Below are 18,707 nucleotides of genomic sequence, written 5' to 3' on the forward strand. Positions count from 1 at the left end.
CATGCGCGAACGATCAGCGCACGCCTTGCTGCTCGTAGTCCGTCAGGTAGTGCTCGGGGTTGCTCTGCGCCGACAGGTCGGCGTCGTAGCGCACCCAGGTCGGCTTCTGCGAGCCGGGCACATACAGTTCGCCCGAACTCTCGTTGAGGATCAGCAGCACGTAGGGGCGGCCATTGAGCTGGACCGTGTAGCGGGTGTCCTTGGCCGTGCTGGTGGTGGTCGCCATCAGGATCTTCTTGTCGATCGCGCTGTCGGAATCGGTGACCTGGATCAACGCCTGGTTCTTCTCGCGCGGGCCATAGCGCAGGGTCCAGGCCTTGACCCCATCGGTGGACGCATAGGTCTTCACCTGCGTGGCGATTTCGGCGCGCGGCGCGGCGGCGTGCACCGATGCGACGGCGCCGACGAACAGCGGGGTAAAGAGCACGGCGGTTGCAGTAATTTGACGCAGACGAGCTCGAAGGTTCATTCAGGGCTTCCTTGTGTTTTGGACGTGGGATCGACATCCCAGCGCATCGGTCGGCGAACGCCGCGCCGAGGCAGGTTGCCGAAGCAGCTGGGCAGCCATCCGGCACCGGGCCATCGGCGCGAATCGGTTTGCCCATCCTGTACAAGACGAACCAGGGGCAGGGTTTCCCTACCCCGGGAACCGGCACATTGCGCATCGCGCTCGACATGCTTGACCGCGGCAGCCACGCGATGCCCTTCCCCTGCAGTGCAATGGCTTGTTTGGGCACGCAATTGCGCTGGGGTGGGCGACGCGTCAACGTGAAAGGGCCAGGCAGCGCCGAAGCGCCCCCTGGCCCTTTTTCAACGGACTACCGCCTTACTTCCAGTTCGCCGCCAGCACCGACTCCAGCCCACTCTGGTAGTTGGCCGGCAGCGTCGTCTGCCCCGCCGCGGGTGGCGAGAACGATGCCATGGCCTGCACCAGGTTTTGCACTTGGCTGTTGGTGAGGCTCTTGCCGTCCCCCGCGTCGAAACGCTCCACCTGGTTCTTGGTACCGGAATACCAGTCGGTCACCATGAACTTGTCGTTCGTGCCGATGACGCTCACCTCCAGGTGGTTGCCCGACTTGCGGAACCACAGTTGGCGCGACGAGATGTCACTGGCAAACTTCGCGATGTCCTGGTTGCCACTGGTGCTGTCGTTCTCCTGGATCGTGTCCAGGCCGTAGCCTCTGCCGAGCCAGTAGGTGTCGTTGCCCAACCCGCCGACCAGCGTGTCGGCCCCGGCCGCGCCGTCCAGATAGTCCGCGCCCGCGCCGCCGGTCAGCGTGTTGGCGCCCGCGTTGCCCAGCAGCCGGTTGTTCAGCGCGTTGCCGGTGCCGTTGAGCGCGGACGATCCCGTCAGCGTCAGGTTCTCCACGTCGCTGCCCAGCGTGTAGGCGATGGAGGACTCCACGGTGTCCGTGCCGCCGTTGGCGCCTTCCGTCACGGTGTCGCTGGCGTTGTCCACCACGTAGACGTCGTCGCCTGCGCCGCCGCTCATCGCGTCCGCACCTGCGCCACCGTCCAGCCGGTTGGCCCCGCTGTTGCCCGTCAGGGTGTTGGCCAGGGCATTGCCGGTGCCATTGATGGCGGCCGTGCCGGTCAGCGTCAGGTTCTCCACGTTCGCCGCCAGGGTGTGGGTGATGGAAGACTCCACGGCATCGGTCCCGCCATTGGCGGCCTCGATCACCGTGTCGCCCGCGTTGTCCACCACGTACACGTCGTTGCCGGCGCCACCTGTCATCGCGTCCGCACCCGCGCCGCCGTCCAGCCGGTTGGCCCCGCTGTTGCCCGTCAGGGTGTTGGCCAGGGCATTGCCGGTGCCGTTGATGGCGGCCGTGCCGGTCAGCGTCAGGTTCTCCACGTTCGCCGCCAGGGTGTGGGTGATGGAGGACTCCACGGCATCGGTCCCGCCGTTGGCGGCCTCGATCACCGTGTCGCCCGCGTTGTCCACCACATACACGTCGTTGCCTGCGCCACCGGTCATCGCGTCCGCACCCGTGCCGCCGTCCAGCCGGTTCGCACCGGCATTGCCCACGAGTGCGTTGGCAAGCGCATTGCCCGTGCCGTTGATGGCGGCCGTGCCGGTGAGGGTCAGGTTCTCCACGTTCGCTGCGAGGGTGTGGGTGACGCTGGACAGCACCATGTCGGTGCCCGCGTTGGCGGCCTCCACCACCTTGTCGGAGGCGTTGTCGACCACGTAGGTGTCATCGCCACCCAGGCCCGTCATGGTGTCGGCGCCCGCGCCACCGTCGAGGGTGTCGTTGCCGCTGGTGCCGGTGAGGGTGTCGTTGCTTGCGGTGCCCGTGATGGTGCTGGACTGCACGGTCAACGGAAGCTTCTGGGAGGCCTTGGCACCCGCCTCGTCCGTCGCGGTGATGGTGATTTCGTAGGTGCCCGCTGGCGCCGAGGTGCTGGAGGAGCGCAGCGTCTTCTTGGCAGCGTCGAACGTCAGCCACGCCGGCAGCGCAGCGCCGGATGACAGGGTGGCGGAATAGGTCAGCACGTCGCCCTCGTCCTCATCGACAAATGCGTCGGCCGGCAAGGCAAAGCTCCATGCGGCGCCTTGCTTGAACGACTGCGCGGTGAGCGGGGTCTTGGCCACCGGGGCGTCATTCACGGTCTCCACCCACACATCGAAGCCCAGGCGCGCCGAGGCACCTGCACGGTCGGTGACCACCAGTGCCACGCCCAACGTACCGCCGTCATTGCCCGTCGGCGTGCCGTGGAAGGTCCGCGTGGCGGCATCGAACGAAAGCCAGTCGGGGAGCGGGCCTCCGCCGAAGTGCTGGGCAGTCCACGTCAGGACATCGCCCGCGTCGGCATCGGTGAACGTGCCGGCAGGCACCGTGAACCGCCATTCGGCGTCTTCCGTGGCGCGCTGCTGCGCGATCGCTGCGCCCGCCACGGGCGGCCGGTTCCCCGCGGCGATGCTCAGCGCAAAACTGCCACTCGCCTGCGCGCCCATCGCATCGGTGGCCGTCACGCGCACGCTCAAAGCGCCCTGGTCGGTGGCGGCTGGGGTGCCGCTGAAAGAGAGCCTGGACGCATCGAACGCCAGCCACCCCGGCAAGGGCTTGCCATCCGCCAGCGTGGCGCTGTACGTCAGCACCTCACCCGCGTCCTCATCCTTGAACGCGCCCGCCGACAGCGTGAAGCTGAACGGCGTGTTCGTGGCGGCCTTGGCCTCGGGCAGCGCCGCCGACAGGACCGGCGCGTGGTTCACGGTGTTCGGGTCGGTCATGCGCATCAGCGCATCGAAACCCCAGGCAGTGCCGTCGGCAAACTCGATGCGCCGCACCGCGTTGAATTCCTGGTCTCCGTAAAAGCCCTGCACGGTAACCTGGTCGGTGGTGCCGCGGATGGCCACGACCAAGGTATCGCCGACCCGCCGCACGCTGACGTCGGAGGCCACGACACCGGCCTTGAAGCGCAGCGCCTGCTGCCGGTCCGCGCTGGCGCGGCCCGTCCATGCCGTGATCACGTCCTGTCCATCGCCCCGGCCGAAACGGAAGACATCGCCTCCGACGAGCGTGTCGTTGCCCGTGCCCCCATCCATCACGTCGCGCCCGGCATAGCTCACCAGGCGGTCATCGCCCGCGCCGCCCAGCAGTTCGTCGTTGTCCCAGCCGCTGGAGTACAACGAAGCATTGGGGCGGATGGCCGCGAACTGGTCCTCGACCACGTCGTCACCCGCGCCGCCTTCCACGATGTCGTCCTGGAAGGAGCCGCTCACGGTGTTGTTGCCGGCGTTGCCCACCAGGTGCACGCCCTGCGCAGGCTGGTTGCCGCGCAGTTGCCCGTTGGCCGCGAGGTTTTCCACGTTGGCGTAGTCGTCCAGGCGGAACACCTTGCCGCTGGAATGGTAGGCCGCGGCGCCAATCGCCATGACGTCGATGATGACCCGGTCCGTGCCGCCGCCGGCCTGCTCGACCACCGCGTCGTCGATCCCAACGTAGTAGGTGTCGTCGCCGCCCTTGCCGGTGAGCACGTTGCGCGCCGTGTTCCGGGACGCGCGGATCTGGTTGGCCTGGTCGTTGCCAGTGGCGTTGATCGCCTGGTCGCCCAGCAGTTCGATGTTCTCCACATTGAGCGGCAGGTCGATGGAAATGCGGGAGGAGACCACCGTGTCGTTGAGGGACAACTGGGTCCCGTTGTCCGTAATGCCCGTCTCCACCACCTTGTCGCCCAGGCTGTCGAGGACGTAGTAATCGTCCTCGGCACCGCCGATCAGCGTGTCGTTGCCCAGGCCCCCGTCCAGGACGATGCCGCCGAGTACTTCCGAACGGTTGCGCATCATCGTGGCACTGATGCGCCCCTGGTTCGTCGCGTCGATGACGTTGTCGCCGGTGTTTCCGCTGAGCTGGAGCCGGGATTCGTCCGCCCGTCCATCGTAGAGCTGGTAGGAAGGCCGGAATCCGTAGTAGGACTCCAAGGGGATCATCCGGAAGGTATTGCTCCAGTCCATCAGCACGAGGTTCTCGACGTTCTCGTCCAGCATCCGGTTCTTGGCATCGAGCAGCAGCGTGTCGTTGCCCTCCCCGGCACGTTCCACGATGACGTCCATGTTTTCGCTGGCACTGCCGGCCGCATCCACGTAGATGTCGTCGCCCGCACCGCCCACTAGGCGGTCCGTTCCGCCCATGCCGTTGAGCACGTTGTTGCCCGCGTTGCCGGTGATCACGTTGGCGGCGGCGTTGCCGACGCCCGAAATGTCCAGTGACCCCGTGAGCGTGAGGTTCTCCACCTCGCCGGGCAGCACGTACGACACGGCACTGCTGACCGTGTCGGTGCCCTGGCCCGCGCCTTCGGCGATGGTGTCGGCCACATGGTCCACGGTGAAGGTGTCGTCGCCTGCCGTGCCCTGCATCGCATTGGCCGTGCCGCGAGCGTCCACCGTGCGGCTCTGGATGTCCTGCAGGCTCCAGCGCGCGCCATCGGCGAACTCGATCCCTTCGATCCCGCCCCCCGCACTGAAGAACCCCGGAATCCACACCTGCCCGCCCCCGGGCAGCACGGCCACCAGCGAGTCCGCCGCAGCGAACGCCGTCGTGCGGCCGGTCAGGTCGGTGGGAGGGCTGGAGGTGCGCACCAGCTTCACGTCCGCCGCGGCGATGCCCGCCCCGAAGCGCAGCGTGTCCGTGCCACCGGTCTCGGTGATCACGTCGCGCCCCTCGCCCTTGCCGACTAGGTACACGTCGTCGCCAAGGCCGCCTTCGAGCACGTCGTTGCCCGCGTCGCCCGACAGCACGTCGTTGCCGCCCTGGCCCCGCAGGGTGTCGTCGCCCGCACCACCGGCGAGGCGGTCGTCGCGCCAGTCGAAGCCGATCACCGTGTCCGTACCCGCGGTGCCCTGGAGCGCGCGCTCGCGCAGGTTCTCCAGCGTCCACACGGTGGCGGGACTGCCCGCGAAGCGCACCTCGGCCACGCCGCCCGGCTGCGCGTTGCGCAGCAAACCCTGCAGCTCCACCGAGACGCGGAGCGCGCCGGACACCGGGTCCCGGGCGACCAGCATGGCCGCGCCGTTCACGTGCGTGACGGTCACGTCCTTCGGCGCGATCGAAGCGTCGAACTCCAGCACGTCCTGCGACACGGCGTCGTCCTGCACGATCACATGCCGCCCGCCCGGGCCGATGCGGAAGGTGTCCGCCCCCTCGCCGCCCGACAGCCGCGAGGTGCCGCTGGTGGAGGCCACCAGCACGTCATCCCCAGCATCGCCATAGAGCGTGTCGGAACCCATCGCACTGCCTTCGCCGGCGATCAGCGTGTCGTTGCCCTCGCCCCCGCGCAGCGTGTCCGCGCCTTGCGAGCCGCGCAGCACGTCGTTGCCGGCGAGCCCTTCGATGCTGTCGTTGCCGGCGAGGCCGTCGAGTTCGTCGTCACCGGCGCCCCCCTGCAGCGCATCGTCGCCGGCCGTGCCCACATTGGCGCGGCGGTAGGCATCCTGGTAGCTCCACACCGTGGCGGGTGCATCCTCGAAGGTGAAGCGCAGCCCCTGGCGGTCGGCCTCGAATCCCATGAAGCCATCGATGCGTAGCTGCTGAACGCCACCGGCTCCCGTACCGGGCCATTGCACCAGCAGGTCCTTGCGCCCGTTGCTGCCGGGCACGGCGGCCAAGGTCACGTCCTGGGGCGCGATGCCGGAGGCAAAGCGCACGGTGCGCGCCGTGCCTGCGGCAGTGCGGCCGTCCAGCAGCAACGTCTGCCCCGTGGCAGCCACCGAACGGCGCACGACCAGGGTGTCGTTGCCCGCACCCAGGATGACCCGGGCGCCAGGCACCTCCACCGTGTCGTCGCCGTCCCCGGCGTTGACCGCACTGCCCGTGCCGGTGATGCGGTCATTGCCGTCGCCGCCATCGAAGGTGTTGTCGCCCGTGCTGTCGGACAGCACGTCGTCGCCGGCATTGCCATAGAGCTGGTCGTCGCCGGCTCCACCGTCGATCGTGTCGTTGCCACGCCCGCCGCGCACCGCGTCCTGACCGCCCTGTGCATTCACGGTATCGCCGCCCGGCAGCAGGTAGATCGTGTCGGCGCCCGCGCTGGCCTGGGCGTTGCCCGGCGTGAGCGGCAGATCGGCCAGCGCGAAGGCCGCACCGCCTGCGAACTCCACGCGCGCCAGCGGTTGATCGGCATAGGCCGAGCGCACGGTCACGCGGTCGTCCGTTCCGACGATGCGCACCAGCAAATCGTCGTCCACCCGTGAGACCACCAGGTCGGACAGCGCCAAGCCTTCCTTGAAGCGCAGCACATCGACCGCGCCGGCCTCGGCAGGCCCGGCAGAGAACTCGTCCTTGCCATCGCCGCGCCCGAACAGGAAGACGTCGCTGCCAGCGTCGCCGTACACCTTGTCGTTGCCTGCGCCTGCATCGATCACGTCGTTGCCCGCGCCGCCCCACACCTGGTCGTCGCCGCTGCCGGCATTCACCACGTCGTTGCCGAATCCTGCGTAGATCCGGTCGCTGCCGTCGCGCCCCGTGATGAGGTCACGGTAGGCGGTGCCCTCGCCATACCAGGCGCCCGAATCGGTGCGTGCGCGCATGTCCAGCACGATGCCCTGGGCCACCGCTTCGTCCCAGGTCACGGCCGAGCCATCGGCGAACTCAAGGCGGTCGAAGGTCCGTCCGTCCTCGCCCGTCAGGCCATCCAGGCGGATCGAGTCGCCGCCCGCACCGCCCGGCTCCGCACCGTAACGCAGGAACAGCGCCATGTCGCTGCCCACGTACTGGCGCACCAGCGACACCCCAGCCGCCGTGATGCCCTCGCCGAACTCGAACACGTTGGCCTGGCGGGTGCCACCGCTGGGCAGGCCCGCCAGGGTGGCGCCACTCACCGAGCCAATGGCCACGTCCTGCCCGTCGCCCAGCCGGAACCGCAGCCGCGCGCCACCCGTCTCGTTGGCCGGCGAGAGGTCGAAGGTATCGTTGCCTCCGGCCCCTTCCAGCGTTGCGCCGCCGGCCGCCACGACCATGAAGTCGGCTCCGGCGCCCCCGAACGCCTCGCCTCCCGCGCCCGCCGCCAGTGTCTTGTCCTCCGTCACGTTGGCGCGGATCCACTCGGACACACGCGTTTGCACCCCATCGACCACCAGGGTCTCGAATGCACCCGTGAACCCGTCCTCCAGAATGAGTGCGCGCTGCTCGGCAGGTTCCCCCACGCTCAGCGCCAGGTTGGCCGACTTGCTCGTGCGCGCGGCCTGCAGCCGGCCCGAGACGACGACGGTGTCGTTGCCGCCCGCGTCGCGCAACAGCTCGGCGGTGCTGGTCGAGTTCACCGGCACGTCGTCCGCCTCCAGCACGTAGGTGTCATCGCCCAGCCCCCCGTCCATCCAGTCGCTGCCGGCCCCGCCCTGCAAGGTATCGTTGCCCGCACCGCCGCTCAAACGGTCGTTGCCCTCGCCACCCATCAGTGCGTCGTTGCCGTTGCCGCCCATCAGCGCGTCGTTGCCGGCCCCGCCATCCAGTACGTCGTTGCCGGTGAGGGTGGATACCGCTTTCTCGGTGCGTTCGTCCTCGCCGGCCAGCCAGTCGTCGCCGTCGCCCCCGCGCAAGGTGTCGTCGCCACCGCCGCCGTAGAGAGCATCTTCGCCTGCGCCGCCGTCCAGCAGGTCGGCGCCGTGCCACTGCGCATCGATCTCGCCCGTGCGGTCGTCGCCCTCCAGGATGTCCTTGCCTGCGCCGCCCAGCAGCACGTCGTTGCCGCCGCCGCCGAACAGGTCATCGTCGCCGTCACCGCCATCGAGCAGGTCGTCCCCGGTTTGCGGGCCGTTCATGCGCAGGTGGTCGCCATAGATCCGGTCGTCACCCGCCCGGCCATAGAGCAGGTCGTTCTTGCCGCCGCCCATCAGGGTGTCGTCGCCCGCGCCGCCGTCCAGCACGTCGCTGCCATGGCGCGCGGCATCCAGCGTGTTGCGCATGACCATGCTGGCGCCGTGGTAGGTCAGCGTCTGCACCGCCTGCTCGCCGTCCATGGCCTGCACGGTGTAGTCCCCTTCCAGCCAGTCGTTGCCTTCCCCGCCTTCGACGAAGTCGTCGCCGTCGTAGCCGGCGACCATGTCCGAACCCGCGCCGCCGAACACGATGTCGTTGCCCGCACCCGCATTGACCACGTCATCGCCCGCGCCGGCGTAGATGGTGTCGGCGCCCGCGCCCACCCCCACGTTGCCCACGAAGGCCTTCCCGTCGTTCATCTGGGCGAAGGTGCGCTGCGAGCCGGCGGCATAGACGTGCGTGTCGCCGGCCGGCGGCTTGATGTCCTCGGCCCGCATGGCCAGCAGCCCCGACAGGTCGATCTCGGCCAGGGGGTTGAACGCGAACCCCCACAGGTCGGTGCTTTCATAGGCGCGGCCGGTGCTGTCGGTGGCGGTGGTGCCGATGCGCGCCATGACGACCTCGGCGTTTAGGACCCGCACCTGGCCCGTGGCCACGTCGTTGGCGCCGCTGCTGTAGGACGCCGAGTCATCGCCCAGCACCAGGCCCTCGCCGTTGCCGTCGGCCAGGATGATGTCGTTGCCACCCCCGCCCACCAGGGTGTCGTCGCCCGCCCCGCCGTACAGCACGTCGTCGCCCGCATCGCCCACGAGCCGGTCGCCGCCCTGCCCGCCCACCAGGCTGACGAAGCCCCGCCCGCTGGGCCCTTGCGTCTCGCCGCCCGCGATGGCGGCGGCCAGGTCCACGGGCGCTGCGGCATACAGCACGTCGTCGCCGCCCTCGCCAAACAGGGTCTGCCGTGCGCTCGCACCGGCGCTGCCCGCGGCCAGCACGTCCGCGCTGGCGCCGCCTGCGGCGCCACTGCGGTTGGTGCCGGCCTGCGCGACGTTCTCCAGCCGCAGGCCGCTGTCTTGCTGCGCATCGGTGAGGCGGTCGTAGGCGGTCTGGCCGGTGAGGCTGGACAGGTCGTAGGTCGAGGCCGGCGTGGGCAGCGGCTTGGGCACGCCGGCCGGCACCACAATGCCCAGCTGCCCGGGCTCGAAGTTCTTGACGACCACGGTGCTGCCGTGGCCGGTGATGGTGAGCTCGCGCGTGTCCACGTTCAGCCGGTAGTCGATGGGCTGTGCGGTGTTGCTCTCGTCGCGCCACACCGTGTAGGGCTGCCCGGCCCCGGAAGCGGTGGCGATCAGCGTGCCGCCGCCCACCACCGCCCGCCCGGCCAGTTCGATGCTGCCGCCCTCATTGCCCGTGCCGCTGTCCACGATGGTGTCCCGGCCTTCATTGGCCTGGATGCGGTAGGTGTCGAAGCCCGCGCCGCCCACCAGGGTGTCATCGCCTGCACCGCCGATCAGCACGTCGTTGCCGGCACCGCCTTCGAGGTAGTCGGCGCCGCTCAAACCCTTGAGGGTGTCGTTGCCAGCGCCTCCGTAGAGGTGGTCACCGAGAGCGTTGTCATATCCGGTGAGGACGTTGTCCTTGTCGTTGCCGAACATTAGGTGCTGGTCTGGCAATCGGTTCTCCCGACTGCCACGGGTGCTGAAAAGGGTGTCTTCGCCCGTGTCGGGATCGGTGTAGTGGAAGAAGGTCACCTGCCCGGGCGTCGCGCGCACATCGAGCACTTCCTGTGCCTGGTTGTTTTGCTGGTTGCGCAGAACGACGGCCTGCAGCAAGACGGACCGATCCTTCATCCATTCGTCGGTAAAGCCCGTTGGCGTGGCCTTGGACTTGTCGGCCTGCCAAGCGCTGTAGTCGGCCGCACGGCTGCCGCTCCAGACCGCCTCCAAAGCGGTTTTGGCAGCGGCATCGGCCCCGGTGATCCAGATCGGGCTCAGGTCCTGCAGCGCCAGCAGCGCACCGAAGTCGTTGCGCGCCGCCGCACGAATGCCGGAGTCTGGAACGCGCAGCACGAGCTTGCCCGCCACTTTCTTCTCGGTGGCCCAGTCACCAATGGCCTTGAGCCGCTCGTGCAACTGATCCCGGCCGCTGTAGCCATCCTGGGCCTCGATGCGCGCCCAGGTACCGCCATTCGGGTTGCCCTTGAGGTCCGTGCCCTGGATGCCGAGCGTGTGCGCCACGGCATTGACGAGGTTTTCCAGGCTGGTGCCATCGGCCTTGCCCTGCCCGCCGCTGTCCGCCGAAGACGGCTTGTTCGACGCCGCTTTCAAGACGGCGTTGAGCACGCCCTGGTCGACGGAAGGCATGAGCGATACCAGGGTCTGCTGCACCGACAGGCTGTCGGCGATCAACGCCAGACTGTGGGTGTCGCCGAAGTCGTTCTGGCCGAAGTTGTCCACCAGCAGCTTGGCTTCGCCGGCCCGCCAGGAGGCACTGCCCATGTCGGCCAGCACGGTACCCCGGTACAAGGGCTGGTCCTCGATCCAGATGGGGGTTTGCTTGCCGTAGTGGATCTGCGAGTTGGCGACGGCCGAGAAGTCGCCCAGGGAGCCGAAGTTGGAGCCGTAGAGGTCGTAGAAATTAGGCTTCGGCGAACCCAGCGCATTGCGTCCCGCGACGGCTTGGAAGGTATTGCCCGCCAGACCGGCCGAGGGTGCGGTGTTCTGCGCCGCATGCAGAACCGCCAACTGGTAGTCCAGCGAGGCGCCTTCGATGGCTGCCAGGGCTACGGGCTGCGCGGCGACACCGCCGGTATTGGGGATGCCGTTGTTCACGCGCTGCGCTTCGTTGGCGATGGACAGCATGCGGCGCAATGCGTCGCGCAGCAGTTGCAGCTCTGCCCGCGTGGCCTGGCTGGCGATGGGTTGCTCCAGCCGCGCAGTCAACTCATCGACCGATTGTTTGATCGCGCCCGAACCGCCCGCCTGGGCCCCTTGGCCGGCTGCAAACTTGCCGCTCAGCTCCGCGTAGCGCTGCGCCCCCTCGGTGGTCACGAAGCTCGCCGCGTTGCTGCCCTTGCCCCGATGGGCGGTGAAGTCGTCCATGGCGGCGCTCAAGGTGCCGCCGTTCTTGACGAGCCCGACGCCTGCGCCATTGAAGGTGTAGGTGGAGGCGATGCGCCCAGCATCTCCCTCTTCTTCGCGCAATTGGTAGAACGCCGTCGCCAGGTGCCCGCCCAAGCTGTAGCCGGTGACGGTGAAGCGGTCGTTGGCACCGAGCTTGCCGCTCGCCCGCAGGTCCGCATACCACTTCTCCATGTCCGCGATCTGGCCGAACGCCCAGCCTTTCTCCTTGATCTCCAGCGTGTTCGTCGCTTGGTTGTCGCGCGCCGAGTCATCGGCGAATTCGGTTGAGCGCAGGCTCATGACCAATTCGCCGGTTTCCTTGTTTTTAAACAAGGCCCCTGAAAATCCCGCCGCGGTATTGCTAAGGTGATCTATCAAACTCCAGTTCTGATCGAACTGAGCCGCTTGAACCCCGGTAAATCTACTGGAACGCGTGTTCCCTGCTTTGAGAAGAGCGACAAGATCACCGGGACGATCCAAAAATGCCTCAGCTGCCATCTGAACGGCAGAGTACTTTAAATATTGAGCCACTTCATTGCTCATGACGCACACCCTTAACTGGCCTAATTACTTTTTCAACAAATACTTGATTGTGCTGCCCAATGGAAGGACAGGAATTTCCATGAACACGCGCCCAATCCCACGGACTGCGTTGCCCATCGGTGCTACCTTGCCCTGGATCTAACAAATATCCTTTTCTCTCTGCAAGTACATCTTTATTTTTAAGATCAATAATTTTAATACTCCCCCCAGCTATCCACAAAGATCTATCCTCTGGCGTTGAGACATCGCTCAAAATCACTCCATAGCGCGCTTTACCTTGCAATACAGATTGCTTTTCAAGAGGCGATGATGAATCCAATTTTGTGTATCTACGCAACCCCGAAGATTCGCCATCACTTACCTCCACAAAATGATAAATTCTTTTTTTATTCGGCTCATACCTTCCAGAATTAGCATCACCATTGACTGGACTCATTGAGGTGTCAATCAAATACATTGCTATACACGAATCACTATCACAAGCCCCGCCGTATGGATTGTTCAATCTAAACTGCACAGGAACATCAGATCCAACGGCCTTATCTCGAATAATTTGAATTCCATCGACGTTATCGATAGTTTTATAAATTTTCTCTCCCGCCGTTTTACACCTCTCATCAAATAATGCCTTGGCTTTTGCGTACTGCTGCTTTCTCGCTTCACTTATATTATTCTGCTCCTCATATTGCTGATAGCTCTTAATCGGCAATATCGAGCCTACTCCAAGAACGATCAGCACCCACAGCGCCTTATGCGGATTGCGCCGAGGCGCCCACGCTGCAATCAGTAGTGCGATCAGCACCACCGCGACATATCCCCAGCCCATGACTTGCAGCAGGGATTGAGTCATCCAGTAATCACGCATTTCTTCCCTTCCGTTGGTAGACGCATACAAAAATTCTCATCGCTTGCTTTTATTTCGCGACATCAACGCCTGAGCATCCGATGTCAGCTCTTCGTTAAGCACGCGTCACTTCACGACTGCGCCCCTACGACGATGGCCTGATTCCACAAGACCGGCTGGGTCGCCGAAGCCGTTGCCGCAGTCCCCATCGCCGATGGCGCAAAGCCCGCCATGGCCTGCAGCAATTGCTGTGCGCTGCCTTCCAGTGCCAGCGCGAGGGGCTGCTCCAATGCGCTGCTCATGGAGGGCGACCACTCCAGCGGCTTGGTCGTTCCTGCACCGTCCGTCACATCCGACAGCTGCATCGGCTTGGTGGACTCGAAGATCGCCAGCGCTTCGCTGTCGGTCGTATAGGGACGGGTGCTTTCCATGCTTGCTTCGCCCGCCGACCACTCCAGCGGCTTGGTGCGCTCTGAGAGCGTTGCGTCCTGTGCTGCGTCCACCCCCAACTCGTAGGCGTAGGGACGCATGCTCTCCACGCTGGCGATGGTCTGCGAAGCCGCCTCGGAGGCAACCAGTTCACCCAGCACGCCATCCCAGCCACGCGACTGCAGTGCCTCCAGGTTCCATTGCACGGTGTCTGCCGCAGTGGCCGTCGCCTGTGCAATGGAGGCCTGGGTCAGCCGCGCTTCCTGCACAGCGGCAGAGAGCGCAGGCGCGGCGGCCGTACCGCCTGCAGGAAGCACCACCGTGCTGGCAAGCTCCGCCGCAAGGGTGGACTCGACATAGTTTTCCTTCCAGGGCGTTGCTCCCTGGGTGCCCTGGAAGCGCCACGAAACGGCGGGGGCGTTCTGGTTGTTGTTGCTGCTCATCGGGATTCCTTTCGTTTTCAATGGATCTGTAAAACCCACGCCCATCGCTTCACAGCCGCGGCTGTGCGATGGCTCGCAGGAGGTGTTTCGTGGTGCGGATACGCTGTGCTGCCTTGCCGCGTTGGCAGGTGGCAACCGATGGCGGTCCCGTGCGACAAGCGTGCCGTCAGCGCTCCCTCAAGCTTTCGCTGCCTGCTCTCTGGATCGGGCTCAGCAAGTACTCAATCACCCGCCGCTTACCCGTCTTGATCTCCGCCGTCAGGTTCATCCCCGGCGCCAGCCGGATCGGCTTGCCGTCGACGTCGATGTGGCTCTGGTTCAAAGTAATGAGCGCCGGGAAGATCGCGCCGCGCTTTTCGTCGGTGACCGCGTCCTGCGTCACCTTGTCCACCGTGGCCTTCACGGTGCCGTAGCGCGTGAACGGGAAGGTCTCCAGCTTGATGGCCACCTCCTGCCCTGGCGCCACGAAGCCGATGTCCTTGTTTTCCAGCGTCACCTCGGCGCTCACGCCGGCGCTGTCGGGCACGATCACCATCAGCGCCTGGGCTTCGGTGACCACCCCGCCTTCGGTGTGGGCGGCCAGTTGCTGCACGGTGCCGGCCACAGGCGCCGTGAGCGTGGCAAGCCGCTCGCGCTGGGTGGCCTTGGCCAGCTCCTGGCCCGATTGCTGGCGCTTCAAGTCCGCCTGCGCCTGGCGATCGCTCAGGGCGCGGCGGGTTTCGGCCAGGTAGGCGCTGCGGGTCTGCTCGGCCTCGCGCAGCGCGGCCTGGGCTTCTTCCAGCCGGGCCTGCTGGGTGGCCAGGTCCCGCTCCAGTTCGATGCGCTCGCGCGTGCGGTCCTGGTTGGCGTGGCCCGACATGAAGCCCTGGTCCGCCAGGGCCTTGAAGTCCTGCTCGCGCTGGCGCGCGATGGGCACGGTGGCCTCCAGCTTGCCGATCATGGCCCGCACGGTGGCCATCTCCGCCTGGCGGCGCTGGCGCTCGGCGGCCAGCTTGGCCAGCCGCGCTGTGATGTCGCTCCACTCGGCAGCCAGGTAGGCATTGGCCTCAGCGGTTTCTTCCCGGCTCCATTCGGCGGGAAGGTCCTTTGCGGTCAAACGGGCCACCACCGCATTACCAGCAGGGTTCTTTTGCTCCTGATTCGATAGCATCTGCTGCAGTGCCCGGCTGCGCACCCATTCCGAATCTGCGGACCGCCGCGCTTCGTGGAAGCTGGCCTTGTCGGCCCGCGCGGCGGTGGGGTCCAGCTCCAGCAAGGGCTGGCCGGCCTGCACGTGGTCGCCGTCCTTGACCAGGATGCGGCGGATGACACTGTTCTCCAGCGGCTGCACGAGCTTGGTCCGGTCGCTCACGATGACCCGCCCGGGCGCCACGGCCACGATGTCGATCTTGCCGAAGATGGCCCACAGCAACGCGATCACGAACAGTGCCATCAGCACGAAGGCGATGCGCCGGGGGGCCGGGTGGACCGGCGTTTCCTGCAGGCTCAACGCGGCGGGCAAAAAGGCCTGCTCGTCCGCCAGTCGCGAAGGGCCCGCCAGTTCGGCCCGGTGCGCCCAGGCGGCACGAAAGACGGCGCGGTAGCGGCCCAGCAGTTCGATGACGGGGTGTCGCTGCGTTTGGGGTTTGGCGACGTGGGCACTTGCGGGGGCATTCGCAGGGGTATCCGACGCCACGGCGGCGCTGGCGATCACGGTGTCCGTCATGCGATCGCCCCTTCGGCAGCGGGAGCGGCCTTGCTGCCATCCTGCATGCGCCACAGGTGGGCATACAGGCCCTGCTGCCGCTGGATCAGCGCATCGTGCGGCCCGGCCTCGACGATCTTGCCCTTGTCCATGACGATGATGCGGTTCGCGTGCCGCACGGCGCTCAAGCGGTGGGCGATGATGAGCACGGTGCGCCCTTGGCAGATGTGCGCCATGTTGCGCTGGATGATGGCCTCGCTCTCGTAGTCGAGCGCGCTGGTGGCTTCGTCCAGGATGAGGATGCGGGGGTTGGTGAACAGGGCCCGCGCGATGGCGATGCGCTGGCGCTGGCCGCCCGACAGGCTGCCGCCCTGCTCTCCCACCAGGGTGTCGTAGCCTTCGGGCAGCTCGCTGATGAAGTCGTGCGCGCCGGCCAGGCGGGCGACGTGCACCACGGCTTCGATGGGCGCAGCGGGGTCGGCGATGGCGATGTTCTCGCGCACGCTGCGGTTGAACAGCAGGTTCTCCTGCAACACCACGCCCACCTGGCGGCGCAGTTGGGCGGCATCGATGAGGCTGATGTCGATGCCATCGACCAGGATGCGGCCCTGCTCCGGCACGTACAGCCGCTGCACTAATTTTGTAAGGGTGCTCTTGCCGGAGCCCGAACGGCCCACGATGCCGATGACCTCCCCAGGCCGCACGTCCAGGCTGACGCCGCCCAGCACGGGCGCAGCCTCGGGCCGGTAGCGAAAGTGCACGCCGTCCAGGGTGATGCGGCCCTGGATGGGGGGCAACTGCGCGGCGCTGGAGGGCGGCACTTCGGTGCGGGTGTTGAGGATGTCGCCCAGGCGCGCCATGGAGATGCCGGTCTGCTGGAAGTCGGTCCACAGCTGGGCCATGCGCATGATGGGCTGGGCCACGCGCTGCGCGAACATGTTGAAGGCGACGAACTGGCCCACGGTGAGCTGGTTGTCCATGACGAGGTGGGCCCCGTACCAGAGGGTGGCGGCGTTCACCAGCTTGCCGATGAGGTTGACGGCCTCGTGCGCCCAGGCGGCGACGTTCTGCGTCTTGAAGCTGGCGCTGACATAGGCGGCCAGCTGGTTGTCCCAGCGGCGGGCGAACGAAGGCTCCAGCGCGCTGGCCTTGACGGTCTGAATGCCGGTGACGGTTTCCACCAGCATGGCCTGGTTCTCCGCGCCGCGCGCGAACTTGTGGTCCAGCCGGCGCCGCAGCACGGGCACGATGGCCAGGCTCAGGCCGAAATACAGCGGCAGGCTGACCAGCACGATCAACGTGAGCGGCACGCTGTAGAACAGCATCACGGCGATGAAGATGACGGAAAACAGCACGTCCAGCACCACGGTGAGGGCGTTGCCGGTCAGGAAGCTGCGGATGTTCTCCAGCTCCCGCACGCGGGCCACCGAATCGCCCACGCGGCGCGCCTGGAAGTAAGACAGCGGCAGCTGCATGAGGTGGCGGAACAGCCGCGCGCCCAGTTCCACGTCGATGCGATTGGTGGTGTGGCTGAAGACGTAGCCGCGCAGGCCGTTCAGCAGGCTCTCGAACACCACCACCACGACCAGGCCGATGACCAGAACATCCAGCGTGGTCACGCCATGGTGGACGAGCACCTTGTCCATCACCACCTGGAAGAACAAGGGGCTGATCAGCGCGAAGAGCTGCAGCATGAAAGAAATCAGCAGCACCTCGCCCAGCAGCTTGCGGTGCTTGACGAGGCTGGGAATGAACCACGAGAAGTCGAACTTGGCGAGCTCGCCCGCCAGGCTGGCGCGGCTGGTGATGAGCAGCAACTCGCCGGTCCACTGCGCGGCGAAGTCTTCCAGGGATTCGATGGTGGGGCGGTTGCCGCCGGGGCCGGCGGAAGGGTCTTGCAGCAGCACGCGCTGGCCGTTGCATTGCGCCAGGACGATGGCCCGCACCTCGCCGGCCGCGTTGCGCACCATGGCCAGGGCCGGCAAGGGGCTGAGGGCCAGTCGGTCAGTGGTGGTGGCACTGATCTTGGCCTTCAGGCCGATGTGCTTGGCCGCCCGGACCAGGTCCTGCATCGTGGCGGTTTCGCTGGGCTGCAGGCCCATCTGGTGCCCCAACGTGGCCGGGTCGGCTGCGACTTGGTGCAGGCGGGCGATGAGGCACAGTGCTGCGAATCCGCCGCCATCAACGGGGCCATGCCGCTCGTTTGCCGAAACAGCGTGCGCCATCCCTGCGGCCACGCCCGCAGGCGCCGCGTGTACTTCTCCCATCCCGAACTTTCCCTGTTTTCGAAGGCGCGGATGCTATGCGACAACGGCGATGAATGGACGCACTCAAAATTGTTGAACAATCTTCTTTTTTGAAACATTTTGTAATTTGATAGCGTCCCGCCGAATGGGAATCTAAGGTTGAGCTGCAAACGCCATTGACTGTGCGGCAAGGCCATTTACACGTCCTCGTCCGGCCTCTGTGGCGGCAAATCCACAGGTCATCGCCCCTCCCTAAAAGGCGAACGGCAAGCGCACTTCTCCCATTCGAGCCCGTGTGCAGCGCCCCACCGTCGCGCAGACAGCGCTGTCTTCATCGCAACCGGACCGTGCTATCTGCCACGGGATGGAAGTACTGCGCCCTCCTCCGCCCAGCCGTACTGCTGCGCCATCCGCACCAACGCAACGTTGTGACGAATGCCGAGCTTGGCGCGCACTCGCGCCTTGTACGTCGCCACGGTCTTCGCATTGATGCCCAGGCGCGCAGCCACCTCCTTGTGCCGCAGTCCCTGGACCAGCAGCCAGGCCACTTCCATCTCGCGCGCAGAGAGCGCGTCGAATGGCGTTTCCTGGCCCCGCGCGGCCTCCAGCGCCAGGCGGTTGGCGATCGATCGCCCGAGATAGCGCCGCCCCAGCGATGCTTCGCGCACGGCACGCAGGAGATCGCGCACTTCGCTGCCCAAGGCAATGAAGCCGCAGGCGCCGGCCTGAAGCACACGCCGTGGCCACGGCCCCTCCTCCAGCTCGGACAGGATCACCATGCGCGGGCCTTGCCCCGCGTGCTCCGCAAGGCGCGGGAGGATCTGCATCGCGCCGCTGTCCGGCAGATTGATGTCGCAGATCACGACGTCCGGCCTCAGGCGCCGGATCTGCGGCAGCGCTTCATGCCCCGTGCCCGCATCCCCTTTCACGAGGATGTCCGGTTCTCGGGACAGGATCATGTGCAAGCCGGTGCGTGATCTTGCCCCCGTATTCCCGACCCCGCCCTATTCGCAATAAGAGTGGCTAACACCACTTCCTCCGGGGCCTCCGCAGAGCAGTTATGCTCGCTGCCCTCATGGCACGACGACCCGTTAGTAAAGAACTGTGGCGGCAGCTACAACCCCTGATCCCAGCCTTCGTG

Annotated in this window: 7 protein-coding genes; all 7 read right to left on the bottom strand. The window is 66.5% G+C overall.

From position 1 onward, the window contains the following. Nucleotides 1-13: 13 nt before the first annotated feature. Nucleotides 14-469: a hypothetical protein gene (locus AVAK2825_RS23075; protein ID WP_284402760.1), complete on the bottom strand. Its 456-nt coding sequence runs from the start codon at nt 467-469 to the stop codon at nt 14-16. 357 nt (nt 470-826) lie between these two features. Next, entirely contained in the window at nt 827-11,677 is a 10,851-nt protein-coding gene (locus AVAK2825_RS23080; RefSeq protein WP_284402761.1) for a putative Ig domain-containing protein, read from the bottom strand. Between the two features lie 232 nt (nt 11,678-11,909). Further along, a complete protein-coding gene (locus AVAK2825_RS23085; protein ID WP_284402762.1) occupies nt 11,910-12,785 on the bottom strand; it encodes a hypothetical protein in 876 nt (291 codons plus the stop codon). Nucleotides 12,786-12,895: 110 nt separating this feature from the next. Then, the gene (locus tag AVAK2825_RS23090; RefSeq protein ID WP_284402763.1) at nt 12,896-13,636 is read right to left on the bottom strand and encodes a hypothetical protein; all 741 of its coding nucleotides are present in this window, start codon (nt 13,634-13,636) and stop codon (nt 12,896-12,898) included. 166 nt (nt 13,637-13,802) lie between these two features. Then, a complete protein-coding gene (locus AVAK2825_RS23095; protein WP_284402764.1) occupies nt 13,803-15,341 on the bottom strand; it encodes an HlyD family type I secretion periplasmic adaptor subunit in 1,539 nt (512 codons plus the stop codon). Continuing rightward, nucleotides 15,338-17,545, bottom strand: coding sequence for a type I secretion system permease/ATPase (locus tag AVAK2825_RS23100; protein ID WP_284402768.1), 2,208 nt, complete (start codon nt 17,543-17,545; stop codon nt 15,338-15,340). Before AVAK2825_RS23100 ends, AVAK2825_RS23095 begins: the two co-directional genes overlap by 4 nt. A 371-nt stretch (nt 17,546-17,916) precedes the next feature. After that, on the bottom strand, nt 17,917-18,531 hold the full coding sequence (locus AVAK2825_RS23105) for a LuxR C-terminal-related transcriptional regulator (protein WP_284402765.1): 615 nt from the start codon (nt 18,529-18,531) through the stop codon (nt 17,917-17,919). Nucleotides 18,532-18,707: the final 176 nt, after the last annotated feature.

It is taken from the genome of Acidovorax sp. SUPP2825 (assembly GCF_030158995.1).
GTDB lineage: Bacteria > Pseudomonadota > Gammaproteobacteria > Burkholderiales > Burkholderiaceae_C > Paracidovorax.